The sequence below is a fragment of the Aeromonas sp. 602396 genome (genome assembly GCF_049173735.1).
GTDB classification, from domain to species: domain Bacteria; phylum Pseudomonadota; class Gammaproteobacteria; order Enterobacterales; family Aeromonadaceae; genus Aeromonas; species Aeromonas veronii_A.
In genome coordinates this window covers 115,831-128,385 of sequence record NZ_JAAKSD010000007.1, presented here as the reverse complement: position 1 = coordinate 128,385, position 12,555 = coordinate 115,831, and the positions used below count along the sequence as shown (strand labels likewise).

Genomic DNA, 12,555 nt, shown 5'->3' with positions numbered 1-12,555 from the left:
AAAACAAGAACAGATATAGAAGGGGCCTGATGGCCCCTTTTGCTTTTGTACGCAGGTGGTTTTAACGACTGCCCGGCTGGCGGATCAGGGTGATGGCGCCGTGCAGACAGGCTAGGCCGCAGGCACCGCAGCCATTGCAGGCATCCATATTGACGTTGATACCGTCGGCTGTGGCCTTGATCGCCTGCTGGGGACAGGCATCTTCACAGAGCAGGCAGTAGAAGCCCTGCCGTGCCTGACAGCTCTCTTCAATCTGCACCCGGGTCTGCACCTGACGACCCAGCTGCAGGTCGAGGGCGCCGGTGGGACAGGCTCTGGCGCAGCTGCCGCAGTAGCTGCACTGGCCACAGGCGAGATCGAGTACCGGCGTACCGGCGATGGGGCTCCCCTCGTACTCCTCCTGGGTGGCCGGTTTGAGCAGACCGCGCGGGCAGGCCTTGAAACACTCGCCACAGCGGCTGCAGAGGGAGAGGTACTGGGACTCCTCGATGGCCCATGGCGGGCGCGCTTCATGGCAAACCACTGCGGGCTTGCGGGAAGCTTGCCAACCTTGTGTCAGCCAACGGAGGAAATAGTGAGTCATGCTCGCCCCTTATACCTATTAGGGGTTAATTTTATCGAAGTTTCGGGAAGCAGGCCAGAGAATAGCGGCCGTCAGGATCGCAAGCGCAGTTGCCCTTGTGTAAGCTAGGCGGGTCTTTTTACGTGGTTGAATGAAAACATATGTGGCTTTTTCTCTGGCGTTCGTCCCTGCTCTATATCTTTCCCCTGCTGATGTGGGGCTACTGCCGCATCAAGGGCATCGAGTTCGTCGAGCTCGATACCGGGGTTAACAGCCACAAGTGGGTGGTGCTCGCCGCCTACCTCATCTACGTGCTGCTCTGGCTGCTGGCCAACCGCTATCTCGAACTCTTCCTGCGCCAGCGGAGCCGTAAATGATCGAGCCCGGGCTCTGGGTCATCCTGCTGCCAGCCGCCGTGCTGGCCCTCGGGCTTGGCTGGCTGATCGGGCGACGGGCCGCCACGGCACAGGCTCAGGAGCTGATGCTGGCGCAGGAGCGGCATCAAGCGTTGCAGGATCGCTTCGACGAGTTGCAGGATGAGCGCATGCAGGGCCAGCAGAAGCTGGATCAGCAGCAGACCCTGCTCATCAAACTCACCGCCCGACTCAAGGATGCGGAAGCGACCCTGCGCAGCGAGCGGCTGGCTGCCGCCGAGAAGCTGCAACTGCAACAGGAGGCGGAGCAGCGCCTCAGCCAGCAGTTCGAGAACCTTGCCAACCGGATCTTCGAGCAAAACTCCGGCAACTTCCGTGAACTCAACCAGAACAGCCTCGATCTGCTGCTCACGCCACTCAAGGAGCAGCTCGAGGGCTTTCGTCGTCAGGTGGGGGAGACCCACGCCCAGGAGACGGCCCAGCGCCACAGCCTCAAGTTCGAGCTGGAGCGCCTCGCCGAGCTCAATGCCCGCATGACCGAGGAGGCGGCGGCGCTGACCCGCGCCCTCAAGGGCGACAGCAAGCAACAGGGCAATTGGGGGGAAGTGGTGTTGGCGCGGATCCTCAGCGAATGCGGCCTGCGCGAGGGCCACGAGTACCACACCCAGGTCAATATCGAGGTGGAGAAGGGCAAGCGCTACCAGCCCGATGTGATTGTCCACCTGCCGCAGGAAAAAGACATCATCATCGACGCCAAGGTGTCGCTGACCGCCTACGAGCGCTGGTATAACGCCGGGGACGAGCTGGAGAAGGCTGTGGCGCTCAAGGAGCACGTCGCCTCGGTGCGCAACCACATCCGCGAGCTGGGCCGCAAGGATTATCAGCAGTTGCCCGGGGTGCGCACCCTCGACTATGTGCTGATGTTCGTGGCGGTGGAGCCCGCCTTCCTCACCGCGATGGAGGCCGATCCCTCGCTGGTGCGTTACGGTCTCGACAACAATATCCTGCTGGTGAGCCCCACCAATCTCATGGTGGCTCTGCGCACCATCGAAAACCTGTGGCGCTACGAGCGGCAGAACCAGAATGCCCGCCAGATTGCCGAACGGGCCGGTCGCCTCTACGAGAAGCTGCGGCTGTTTGTCGAGGAGATGCAGCAGATGGGCGGCAGCCTGCACAAGGCGCAGGAGAGCTACGACAAGGCGATGGGACGGCTGGTCAACGGCCGTGGCAACCTGATTGCGCAGGTCGAGCGTTTCCGCGAGCTGGGGGTGGAGGTAACAAAGAGCCTACCCGAGCCGCTAGTTGAGCGCGCGCTGGAACGCGACAAGGAGCGGGAGTAGTTTTTCCCTGCATCGCCATCCGCAAAAGGTCCAACCCCGGTTTGGGCCTTTTGCCATTTAACTTTGTTAACAGGCGATGGCTCCCATTCCCACTCGTCTTCTGAGTTTTTGGTATTGCTGGCCAAAGCTGGTTGTTTTTAGAACTGCACTGGTTGGTTGAGTCAATATATGAGCTGCGAGATAAAACATCCCTCGTTGTTTTAATGTCTGCGATCCATATTCCCCCCAACGGCTACCCCCTGTCTCATAGCTCGCTTCTTGCAAGGCGAAGATAACTTTCTCGGTAGGGTATGTATCTTCCTTACCGAATTGACCGAAAAACGAAGCGCGGAAGTGCCCAACAATATCTGGTGTAATATCCATCAAAAACCCTCTTTGTAAGAAGTAACCTCACGGTTACGCAATTAGAATGAGGGAGTTTGGAGTATTGCTCAACTCATTGTTTATAATGGTTTTTCATTGGCGAATTCGTCATGTGAGGCTTTTGGTTTTATGTCTGACCATGTAACAGGCAAATAGAAACGGCCCACCGAAGTGGGCCGTTTCTATTTGCAGTGCCGGTGTGGATCAGCGGCTGGCGGCGCGGGCGCTCAGCTCGGCTTTCTCGCTATCGCTCAGGAAGGCCAGGGTCAGGCCGTTCTGCTGGGCGGTGCGGATTTCGCTCGCGGTCATGCCGGCGGCCGGAGCGGCCACTTCATATTCGTGGGGCAGGTCGATCCCTTCCACCGCCGGATCGTCGGTGTTGAGGCAAGCCAGCACGCCAGCGGCCAGGAACTGGCGGATCGGGTGTTCGGTCAGGCTCGCCACTGTGGTGGTCTGGACGTTGGAGGTGAGGCAGGATTCGATGCCGATGCGGTGCTCGGCCAGATAGGCCATCAGGGCCGGATCCTGAATCGCTTTGACGCCGTGGCCGATACGCTCGGCGCCCAGCTCGCGAATGGCTTGCCACATGCTCTCGGGGCCAGCGGCTTCACCTGCGTGTACGGTGACGCGCATGCCTGCATCGCGCACCTGACGGAAGTGATCGACAAAGAGTTCCCCCGGGAAACCCAGCTCGTCACCGGCCAGATCGATGGCGACCAGCTTGTCGCGGTGGGCCAGACAGGCGGCCAGCTCCCGATTGCACTGCTCGGTGCCGAAGGTGCGGCTCATGATGCCGATCAGGTTGGTCTTGATACCGAAATCGCGGCTGCCCGCGGCCACGCCGTCGATGATGGCTTCTACCACGCCCTGCGGGTGCAGCTTGTGGGCCATCGCCATATAGGCCGGACTGAAACGCAGTTCGGCATAGTCGATACCGGCGCGCAGCAGATCTTCCACGTTCTCGTAGGCGACCCGGCGGCAGGCATCATAGTCGGCCAGCACGGCAACACCCCAGTCCAGCTTCTTCAGGAAGGCGACCAGGCTCGGCTCGTTCTCGACGATCTGTACGTGGGGGCGCAGCGCCTCCAGCTCGAAGGCGGGCAGCTGAATATTGTGTTGGCGACCCAGCTCGAGGATGGTTTGCGGGCGGATGTTGCCGTCCAGATGGCGGTGCAGGTCGGTCAGGGGGAGAGATCTGTCAATCATGATGGCGCCTTCTTCGAGTCGGGTTTGAAAGCCTGCCATTCTAGGCGGGGCTTTCAAAAAAGATACCCCGTTTGCTGGCAAACGGGGTCTTATTGGTCGGTGATTTATCAAGGCGTGATGGGAATCGTTTTTCCCCAGGACTCAGGAGAGATCGAGTTCCTTCAGCTTGCGGGTCAGGGTGTTGCGACCCCAGCCAAGCAGGCGGGCGGCCTCCTGCTTGTGGCCATGGGTGTGCTCCAGCGCTGTCTCCAGCATGATCCGCTCGAACTGGGGCATAGCATCGGCCAGGATGTCTGTCTCTCCCAGCGCCAACTTGCTGGCCACCCACTCTTGCAACTGTTGCTGCCAGCAACCGGGCAACGCCGGTTGGCCCGGTTCGGCGTTGTGGGTGATGGGGGTGAGCAGCTCGGCAGGCAGGTCGCCGACCAGCACTTCTTGCCCCGAGGCCATCACGGTGAGCCAGCGGCAGACGTTTTCCAGCTGGCGCACGTTGCCCGGCCAGGGCAGGCGGCTGATATAGGCCTGGGTATCCGGGTGCAGGCTCTTGGCCTCGACGTTCAGCTCTTTGGCGGCGCGCAGCAGGAAGTGACGTGCCAGCTGGGGGATGTCCTCACGGCGCTCCTTGAGGGCGGGGATGTGGATGCGGATGACGTTGAGACGGTGGAACAGATCCTCGCGAAACTCGCCATCGGCGACCCGTTTCTCCAGATTCTGGTGGGTGGCGGCGATGATCCGTACATCCACCTGCACCGGCTGGTGGCCACCGACCCGGTAGAACTGGCCATCGGCCAAGACCCGCAGCAGCCGAGTCTGCACATCCAGCGGCATGTCACCGATCTCGTCGAGAAACAGGGTGCCACCGTCGGCCTGCTCGAAGCGGCCGTGGCGGATGTTGTTGGCGCCGGTGAAGGCCCCCTTCTCGTGACCGAACAGCTCGGATTCGATGAGATCTTTCGGGATAGCCGCCATGTTGAGGGCGATAAAGTTCTTGTGGGCGCGCGGGCTGTGCTTGTGCAGGGCGTGGGCGACCAGCTCCTTGCCGGTACCGCTCTGACCGTTGATCAGCACCGAGATGCTGGAGCGTGACAGGCGGCCGATCGCGCGGAACACCTCCTGCATCGCCGGTGCCTCACCGATGATTTCGGGAGTGGCGGTGGCCTCTTGCTGACGAGACTTGCGCTTGGTGCGCTGCTCCTTGAGATGATTCTCGGCGCGGCGCACCAAGGTCACCGCTTCGTCGATGTCGAACGGTTTGGGCAGGTACTCGAAGGCGCCGCGCTGGTAGGCGTTGACCGCGCTGTCGAGATCCGAGTGGGCGGTCATGATGATGATGGGCAGATCGGCCTGACGGCGGTGGATCTGCTCCAGCAGGCTCAAACCATCGATGCCGGGCATCCGGATATCGGAGAGGATGACATCGGGCGATCGCAGCTCAAGGGCGTGCAGCAGGGCTTCGCCATCGGCAAAGCTCTCGCAGTTGAAGCCTTCGCTGCCGAGAGTGCGCTCCAGCACCCAGCGGATAGAACTGTCGTCATCGACGATCCACACTTTGGCGGTCATGGGGTTCCCTTACTTGCGAAGCGGTAGAAAAATGGTGAATTCGGTGTGACCCGGCCAGCTGATGCAGTCAATCCGCCCCTTGTGCTGGTCGATCAGGTTCTGGGCGATGGAGAGGCCGAGCCCGGTTCCCCCCTCCTTGCCGGTGATCATGGGGTAGAACAGGGTGTCGCGAATGGCATCGGGAATGCCGGGGCCGTTGTCGATGATCTTGATCTCCGCCGCCAGCCGGTAACGCTGGCCGTGGATGGTGATCTGGAACGCGGTGCGGGTCTTGATACGGATAAGCCCGGTCTGATCCCCCAGTGCTTCGGCGGCGTTGCGCACTATGTTGAGAAACGCCTGCTGCAGCTGATCCGGCTCCATCTCGAATTCGGGGATGCTGGGATCGTAATCCCGCTCGATGCGAACAGAGGGAGGGAGTTCGAGCTCCACCAGTCGGCGTACCTGTTCCAGTACCGAATGGACATTGTGCATCTGGTGACGGCCGGGGCGCTGGGGGCCGAGCAGCCGATCGACCAGTACCCGCAGCCTGTCAGCCTGTTCGATGATGATGCCGGTATATTCGCGCAGGGCCGGATCCGGCAGCTCTTTTTGCAGCAGCTGGGCCGCGCCACGCAGGCCGCCGAGGGGATTCTTGATTTCGTGTGCCAGGCCGCGCACCAGCTCCTTGGCCGCCAGCTGCTGGGCATGTTGCTGCTGCTCCTGACTGATCTTCTTCTGCTGGTCGATCTTGCGCAGCTCCACCACCAGCAGGCGCTGTTCGTGGTCGGCCATGGGGGTGGCGCTCAGCTCCACCAGTCGCGGTTCTCCCTCTACCACCAGAGTCACTTCGCTATCGGTAAAGCCTTGCCCTGAAACGAGGCACTGCTTGAGCCGTTGCAAATCGAGGGAGATATGTTCCAGCAGATGAGGCAGTTCGATGCCGATCAGCCGGCGTTCACTGAGGGAGAGCAGCTGTTCAGCCGCCGGGTTGACGAATTGGATGCAGAGCCGTTCATCCATCAGGATCACGGCGGTCAGCAAATTATCCAAGAGTGTTTTGGCGTTGTCCGAGCGGGTTGGCACAGGTTTCTCCCTAAAACGGTGCTACACACCTATTATGCACCGATATGGTGCATAGAGTTTACCCGCATCGGTGCGCTATATCACCCCTGGTTGGCTTTGGGGGTGGGTTTGGGAGCCGGCGTCACGGTCGCTCTATGCAGGTAAAAGGTGACTGGTGTGGATTTAGCAAGGATCGTACCGTCTTTGGCGAGCAGTTCTAGCTGAGCTTCGTGGGCACCGCGATCGACATTTTCGACCCGGATAGAGAGGCTGTTGCTGACGATGGGGGCAGCCTTGCCATCCAGGGTCAGGCGCACATCATACTGGGTTGGCGGTTTGGGGCTGATTTGACCCTGAAAGACGATATTGCCTGTGTTGTCGCGCAGGGTGCTGCCCTGTTCAGGGGAGAGCAGCTCGATCACCAGTTTGGCCGCCTCCTGCTCCTTCTTGGCATCGGCGCCAGTCAGGCTGTTGAAGTTGTCTACCTGTACCGAGCTGGGGGCGCTACCCAGCAGGGGAGCAGCCCGCAGATCCACCTCCTTTACGTTTTTGCCGGGAGGAGGGGCATCCGTGTAGTGGGTAATGCCATTGCCATCGACCCAGGAGTAGACCTTGGCCGCATGAGTACTGAATGAGGTCAGTAACAGGAGGGTAATTGCTCCTATGCCATGTATCTTGTTCATCCATCTCTCCTTGACGGTATCTTGCTTAATCCTATCAGAGAAAAAACCCGCCATCTGGCGGGTTTTGTCACGATTCGGCAAGCTGCCCCAATCTAAATGGGCTGTCTGCTGCGACTTAGACGGAGTAGTACAGTTCGAACTCCAGCGGGTGCGGGGTCATGCGCACACGGTCAACATCCTGCTGTTTCAGTTCCAGATAGGAGTTGATGAAGTCATCGCTGAACACGCCGCCACGGGTCAGGAACTCGCGGTCAGCATCCAGAGCAGCCAGGGCTTCGTCCAGAGAGCCAGCAACGGTCGGCACTTCTGCAGCCTCTTCCGGCGGCAGGTCGTACAAGTTCTTGTCCATGGCATCGCCCGGATGGATCTTGTTGATGATACCGTCCAGACCGGCCATCAGCTGGGCTGCGAAGGCCAGGTACGGGTTGGCAGCCGGATCCGGGAAGCGCACTTCGATACGACGAGCTTTCGGGCTCGGTACCACCGGGATACGGATGGAGGCAGAACGGTTGCGGGCAGAGTAGGCCAGCATGACCGGTGCTTCATAACCCGGAACCAGACGCTTGTAGGAGTTGGTGGTCGGGTTGGCGAAGGCGTTGATGGCCTTGGCGTGCTTGATGATACCGCCAATGTAGTGCAGCGCCATCTCGGACAGACCGCCATACAGGTCCCCGGCGAACAGGTTGACGCCGTTCTTGGCCAGAGACTGGTGGCAGTGCATGCCGGAGCCGTTGTCACCGAACATGGGTTTCGGCATGAAGGTGACGGTCTTGTTGTAGGCGTGGGCCACGTTGTGGATCACGTACTTCAGTACCTGCACTTCATCTGCTTTCAGCGTAAGAGTGTTGAAGCGGGTAGCGATCTCGTTCTGACCGGCAGTGGCCACTTCGTGGTGGTGAGCTTCAACGACCTGGCCCATCTCTTCCAGCACCAGACACATGGCGGCACGGATATCCTGGGAGGAGTCGACCGGTGCAACCGGGAAGTAACCGCCTTTCACGAACGGACGGTGACCCTTGTTGCCATGCTCATAGGCAGTGCCGGAGTTCCATGCGGCTTCTTCAGATTCGATTTTCACGAAGCTGTGGCCCATGGTGTTGGAGAAGGTGATGTTGTCGAACATGAAGAATTCCGGCTCCGGCCCGAACAGCACGGTGTCAGCGATGCCGCTGGACTTCAGGAAATCTTCTGCACGCTTGGCGATGGAGCGCGGATCGCGGTCGTAGCCCTGCATGGTGGCAGGCTCCAGTACGTCACAAACGATGTTCAGGGTGGTCTCTTCGGTGAACGGGTCCAGCTTGGCGGAGGCTGCGTCCGGCATCAGTACCATGTCGGATTCGTTGATGCCCTTCCAGCCGCCGATGGAGGAACCATCGAACATCTTGCCGTCTTCGAAGAAATCTTCATCAACCTGGTGAGCAGGGATGGATACATGCTGCTCTTTACCCTTGGTGTCGGTAAAGCGCAGATCAACAAACTTGACTTCGTGTTCCTGGATCAGGGCCAAAACGTTCTGGGCTGACATGCTAAGTAACCTCCGGTGTTAAAACTCTCTGGGTGAATGCGTCGTCGTATTCACATAAGCCAGTATCGTGCCAAGTTTGTGACAGCTTGATTTCAGGGCAATCTCGCTGAAGAGGCTCCCCAAAATCAGGCGATCTCGACTCGCGTTGCATCAATTTAGTGCGATGGTGGATCGTTTTGGTGCACTGTAATGGTGCGCGAAATACGGTCACCGCCCATCTAAGCAGGGTTTGTCAGAGAGGTCTATGATCCAGATCTGTTGTTATGCGCGAATGTACTGCAATTCTGCTAGGCAGATCACAAAGGCAAGAGTACAATTAGCGCCCAATTTTACCCGGTGATTGAGGCGAGAATGTTAGAGAATTTACGCAATATTGCGATTATTGCGCACGTTGACCACGGCAAAACGACTCTGGTTGATAAGCTGCTGCAGCAGTCCGGCACCCTGGACCGCTCCACGGAAGGCCAGGAACGGATCATGGACTCCAATGATCTGGAACGGGAACGTGGCATCACCATTCTCGCCAAGAACACTGCGATCCGCTGGAATGACTACCGCATCAACATCGTTGATACCCCGGGTCACGCCGACTTCGGTGGTGAAGTAGAGCGCGTACTGTCCATGGTTGACTCCGTGCTGCTGCTGGTTGACGCCGTAGACGGCCCGATGCCGCAAACCCGTTTCGTGACCCAGAAAGCGTTCGCTCAGGGTCTGAAGCCGATCGTGGTCATCAACAAGGTTGACCGTCCGGGTGCTCGTCCTGACTGGGTAATGGATCAGGTATTCGACCTGTTCGACAACCTGGGCGCGACTGACGAACAGCTGGATTTCAAAGTTGTTTACGCCTCTGCACTGAACGGTTGGGCCACCATGGATCAGGACGTCGAGTCCGAAAACATGGAGCCGCTGTTCCAGGCCATCGTTGACAACGTTGAAGCGCCGAAGGCTGATGCCGAAGGCGGTTTCCAGATGCAGATCTCCCAGCTGGACTACAACTCCTACGTGGGCGTTATCGGTATCGGCCGTATCACCCGTGGTCGCGTCAAGACCAACCAGCAAGTCACCATCGTTGGTGCTGACGGCAAGACCCGTAATGGTAAAGTCGGTCAGGTGCTGGGTTACCTGGGTCTGTCCCGTACTGAAGTTGCCGACGCGCAAGCGGGTGACATCATCGCTATCACCGGTCTGGGCGAGCTGAAAATCTCCGACACCATCTGTGACAACGGTGCCGTTGAGGCCCTGCCGCCGCTCTCCGTTGACGAGCCGACCGTGAACATGACCTTCCAGGTCAACACTTCACCGTTCGCCGGTAAAGAGGGCAAGTTCGTGACCTCCCGCAACATTCTGGAGCGTCTGAACCAGGAGCTGGTCCACAACGTGGCCCTGCGCGTGGAAGAGACTGATGATCCGGACAAGTTCCGCGTATCCGGTCGTGGTGAACTGCACCTCTCCATCCTGATCGAAAACATGCGTCGCGAAGGTTACGAGCTGGCGGTATCCCGTCCGGAAGTAATCCTGCGTACTGTTGACGGCGAACTGCAAGAACCGTTCGAAACTGTGACTGTGGACGTTGAAGAAGCGCACCAGGGTTCCGTGATGGAGCAGCTGGGTCTGCGTAAAGGCGAAATGACCAACATGACCCCGGATGGCAAGGGTCGTGTCCGCCTGGACTTCATGATCCCGAGCCGTGGCCTGATCGGCTTCCAGACCGAGTTCATGACCATGACCTCCGGTACCGGTCTGCTGTACCACACCTTCGACCACTACGGTCCGCACAAGGGTGGCAGCATCGGTGAGCGTCAGAACGGTGTGCTGATCTCCAACGCAACCGGTAAGGCACTGACTTACGCCCTGTTCGGTCTGCAAGACCGCGGTCGTCTGTTCATCGGTCACGCGACCGAGGTGTACGAAGGCCAGGTAATCGGTATTCACTCCCGTTCCAATGACCTGACTGTTAACTGCCTGAAAGGCAAACAGCTGACCAACATGCGTGCCTCCGGTACCGACGAAGCTCAGGTGCTGACTCCGCCGATCCGCATGACTCTGGAACAGGCTCTCGAGTTCATCGACAACGACGAACTGGTAGAAGTGACTCCTAAGAACATCCGTATCCGCAAGAAATTGCTGACCGAGCTGGATCGCAAACGCTCTGGCCGTGGTTAATGCCATGTGCTGAGTCTCGGCAGCCCTTGCGGCCGCTGACGGTTCACTGATAAACGGACCCAAACCTCTGGTTTGGGTCCGTTTTTTTATGCTTGTGATCCGCTCTGGCCATGCCGATGAGGTCGTTCAGGCCACCGGTAATGGGGCTGATGAGCGTTGAGGGAAGGTCGTGGGGATGGACGAGATAAAAAAGCCGCAGCGGGTGAACGCTGCGGCTTTTTGCTTGCTTACGGTGAGCGTTACTGGCGCCAGAAGGAGGGGAAGAAGAGCACGGCGACCGTCAGGATCTCCAGTCGTCCCAGCAGCATGCCGAATGACAGCAGCCATTTGGCCGATTCCGGCAGGCTGGCAAAGTTGGTGCTGGGGCCGACCACCGGGCCCATGCCCGGGCCGACGTTGGCAACGGCGGTGATGGAGCTGGATATGGCTGTCAGGGGGTCAAGCCCGATGGCGCCCAGCAGTGCGGCTATCATCAGAATGATGGCGAAGTAGGCCAGCACGAAGGAGATCATTGAGCGGATGATGGCGTCATTGACTGTCCGGCCGTTGTACTTCTGGGGAAATACGCCGGAAGGGTGCATCAGTTGGCGCATCTGCTTCTTGAACAGGGCAAAGGCCACCTGTACCCGGAAGATCTTGAGGCCGCCCGCAGTGGAGCCAGAGCAGGCCCCAAGAGCCAGCAGCACGATGAAGACGATGCTGGCGAGCGGCCCCCAGGTGCCGAAGTCACCAAGACCATAGCCGGTGGTGGTGAGTACCGAGACGATGTTGAAGCAGCTGATGCGCAGGGCATCCCAGAAGCCGAACAGATCTCTCTCCCACAGATAGAAGGTCATGATGACGGTGACCCACACCACCAGCCAGAAGAAGCCGCGCACCTGGGCATCCTTGAGCAGGCTGTAGTCCCTGTGATTCAGGCTCTGCACATAGAGTAGAAAGGGCAGGCCGCCGAGGAACATGAACAGGGTGCCAATCCAGTGTGCCGAGTTGGAGAAGTGGGACATGGATTGATCGGAGGTGGAGTAGCCGCCGGTACTGAGGGTGGTCATGGCGTGGTTGATCGCCTCGAACATATTCATGCCGCTGGCCCAGTAGGCCATGAAGCAGAGCATGGAGAGCACCAGATAGACCACAACGATGTTGTTGGCGACCGTCTTGGCACGCGGGGCGCTTTTGTCTGACCAGTCCGAGCTCTCGGTCTGGAACAGCTTCATGCCGCCGACGTTGAGATAGGGCAGTACGGCAACCGCCATCACGATAAAGCCGACCCCCCCCAGCCACTGTAGGATGGATCGCCACAACAGGATGCTGTGGGCCATGTTGTCGAGGCCGGAGAGCACGGTAGAGCCCGTGGTGGTCACCCCCGACATGGTCTCGAAGTAGGCGTCGGTAAAGTTGATGTGGGTGATGAAGACAAAGGGCAGCGCCCCGAAGATACAGGCAACCACCCAGACCGAGGTGGTGAGCAGGAACATCTCCCGCACCCCCAGATGAAACTCCGCCTTGCGGCCGTAATGGAGGCAGAGCAGGGCGGCGCCGTGGGTGATCAGCACGGACTTGAGAAACTCGACAAATCCCTCTGACCCGGTGAGCAGTGCCAGCAAGGTGGGCAGCCACATGAAGAGCGCCAGCTTGGAGAGCACCAGCCCGAGGGTGAAGATAATGGGACGCAGTTTGATCATGTTCGATAACCTGGTCGTTGATTAACAAAAGACCCGGACCATCCCCTTGGAGG

General features: G+C 59.3%; 11 protein-coding genes. 3 read left to right on the top strand and 8 right to left on the bottom strand.

Going from position 1 to position 12,555, the window contains the following annotated elements:
* Positions 1-61: 61 nt before the first annotated feature.
* Positions 62-583 (bottom strand): ferredoxin-type protein NapF, encoded by a 522-nt coding sequence (locus G5229_RS10925; RefSeq protein ID WP_216947716.1) that lies wholly within the window; start codon positions 581-583, stop codon positions 62-64.
* Positions 584-723: 140 nt separating this feature from the next.
* Here G5229_RS10925 and G5229_RS10920 point away from each other — a divergent pair, with 140 nt between their 5' ends.
* Together G5229_RS10920 and rmuC are read left to right on the top strand one after the other, a co-directional pair.
* Complete coding sequence (locus G5229_RS10920) at positions 724-939, top strand: hypothetical protein (protein WP_033114762.1); 216 nt, start codon at positions 724-726, stop codon at positions 937-939.
* Positions 936-2,276 carry a DNA recombination protein RmuC gene (gene rmuC / locus G5229_RS10915; protein WP_421209098.1) on the top strand — a complete coding sequence of 447 codons (1,341 nt, stop codon included), beginning with the start codon at positions 936-938 and terminating at the stop codon, positions 2,274-2,276. Before G5229_RS10920 ends, rmuC begins: the two co-directional genes overlap by 4 nt.
* A gap of 66 nt (positions 2,277-2,342) precedes the next feature.
* Here the strand turns inward: rmuC and G5229_RS10910 are convergent, their stop codons facing one another.
* The 6 genes from G5229_RS10910 to glnA all read right to left on the bottom strand — a co-directional run bounded on the left by G5229_RS10910 (position 2,343) and on the right by glnA (position 8,657).
* Positions 2,343-2,639: a hypothetical protein gene (locus tag G5229_RS10910; protein ID WP_421206314.1), complete on the bottom strand. Its 297-nt coding sequence runs from the start codon at positions 2,637-2,639 to the stop codon at positions 2,343-2,345.
* 204 nt (positions 2,640-2,843) lie between these two features.
* A complete protein-coding gene (gene add, locus G5229_RS10905; protein WP_236095642.1) occupies positions 2,844-3,845 on the bottom strand; it encodes an adenosine deaminase in 1,002 nt (333 codons plus the stop codon).
* A 141-nt stretch (positions 3,846-3,986) separates the two neighbouring features.
* Positions 3,987-5,405 (bottom strand): nitrogen regulation protein NR(I), encoded by a 1,419-nt coding sequence (glnG, locus tag G5229_RS10900; RefSeq protein WP_005339666.1) that lies wholly within the window; start codon positions 5,403-5,405, stop codon positions 3,987-3,989.
* Between the two features lie 9 nt (positions 5,406-5,414).
* Positions 5,415-6,470 (bottom strand): nitrogen regulation protein NR(II), encoded by a 1,056-nt coding sequence (glnL, locus tag G5229_RS10895; RefSeq protein ID WP_005356202.1) that lies wholly within the window; start codon positions 6,468-6,470, stop codon positions 5,415-5,417.
* Between the two features lie 80 nt (positions 6,471-6,550).
* Positions 6,551-7,132 carry a DUF4124 domain-containing protein gene (locus G5229_RS10890; RefSeq protein WP_100647086.1) on the bottom strand — a complete coding sequence of 194 codons (582 nt, stop codon included), beginning with the start codon at positions 7,130-7,132 and terminating at the stop codon, positions 6,551-6,553.
* Between the two features lie 115 nt (positions 7,133-7,247).
* Entirely contained in the window at positions 7,248-8,657 is a 1,410-nt protein-coding gene (gene glnA / locus G5229_RS10885; RefSeq protein ID WP_005339672.1) for a glutamate--ammonia ligase, read from the bottom strand.
* 351 nt (positions 8,658-9,008) lie between these two features.
* Between glnA and typA the strand changes: the two genes are divergently transcribed.
* The gene (typA, locus tag G5229_RS10880; protein WP_106844305.1) at positions 9,009-10,820 is read left to right on the top strand and encodes a translational GTPase TypA; all 1,812 of its coding nucleotides are present in this window, start codon (positions 9,009-9,011) and stop codon (positions 10,818-10,820) included.
* A 239-nt stretch (positions 10,821-11,059) separates the two neighbouring features.
* Here the strand turns inward: typA and G5229_RS10875 are convergent, their stop codons facing one another.
* Positions 11,060-12,502 carry a TrkH family potassium uptake protein gene (locus tag G5229_RS10875; protein WP_216952300.1) on the bottom strand — a complete coding sequence of 481 codons (1,443 nt, stop codon included), beginning with the start codon at positions 12,500-12,502 and terminating at the stop codon, positions 11,060-11,062.
* Positions 12,503-12,555: the final 53 nt, after the last annotated feature.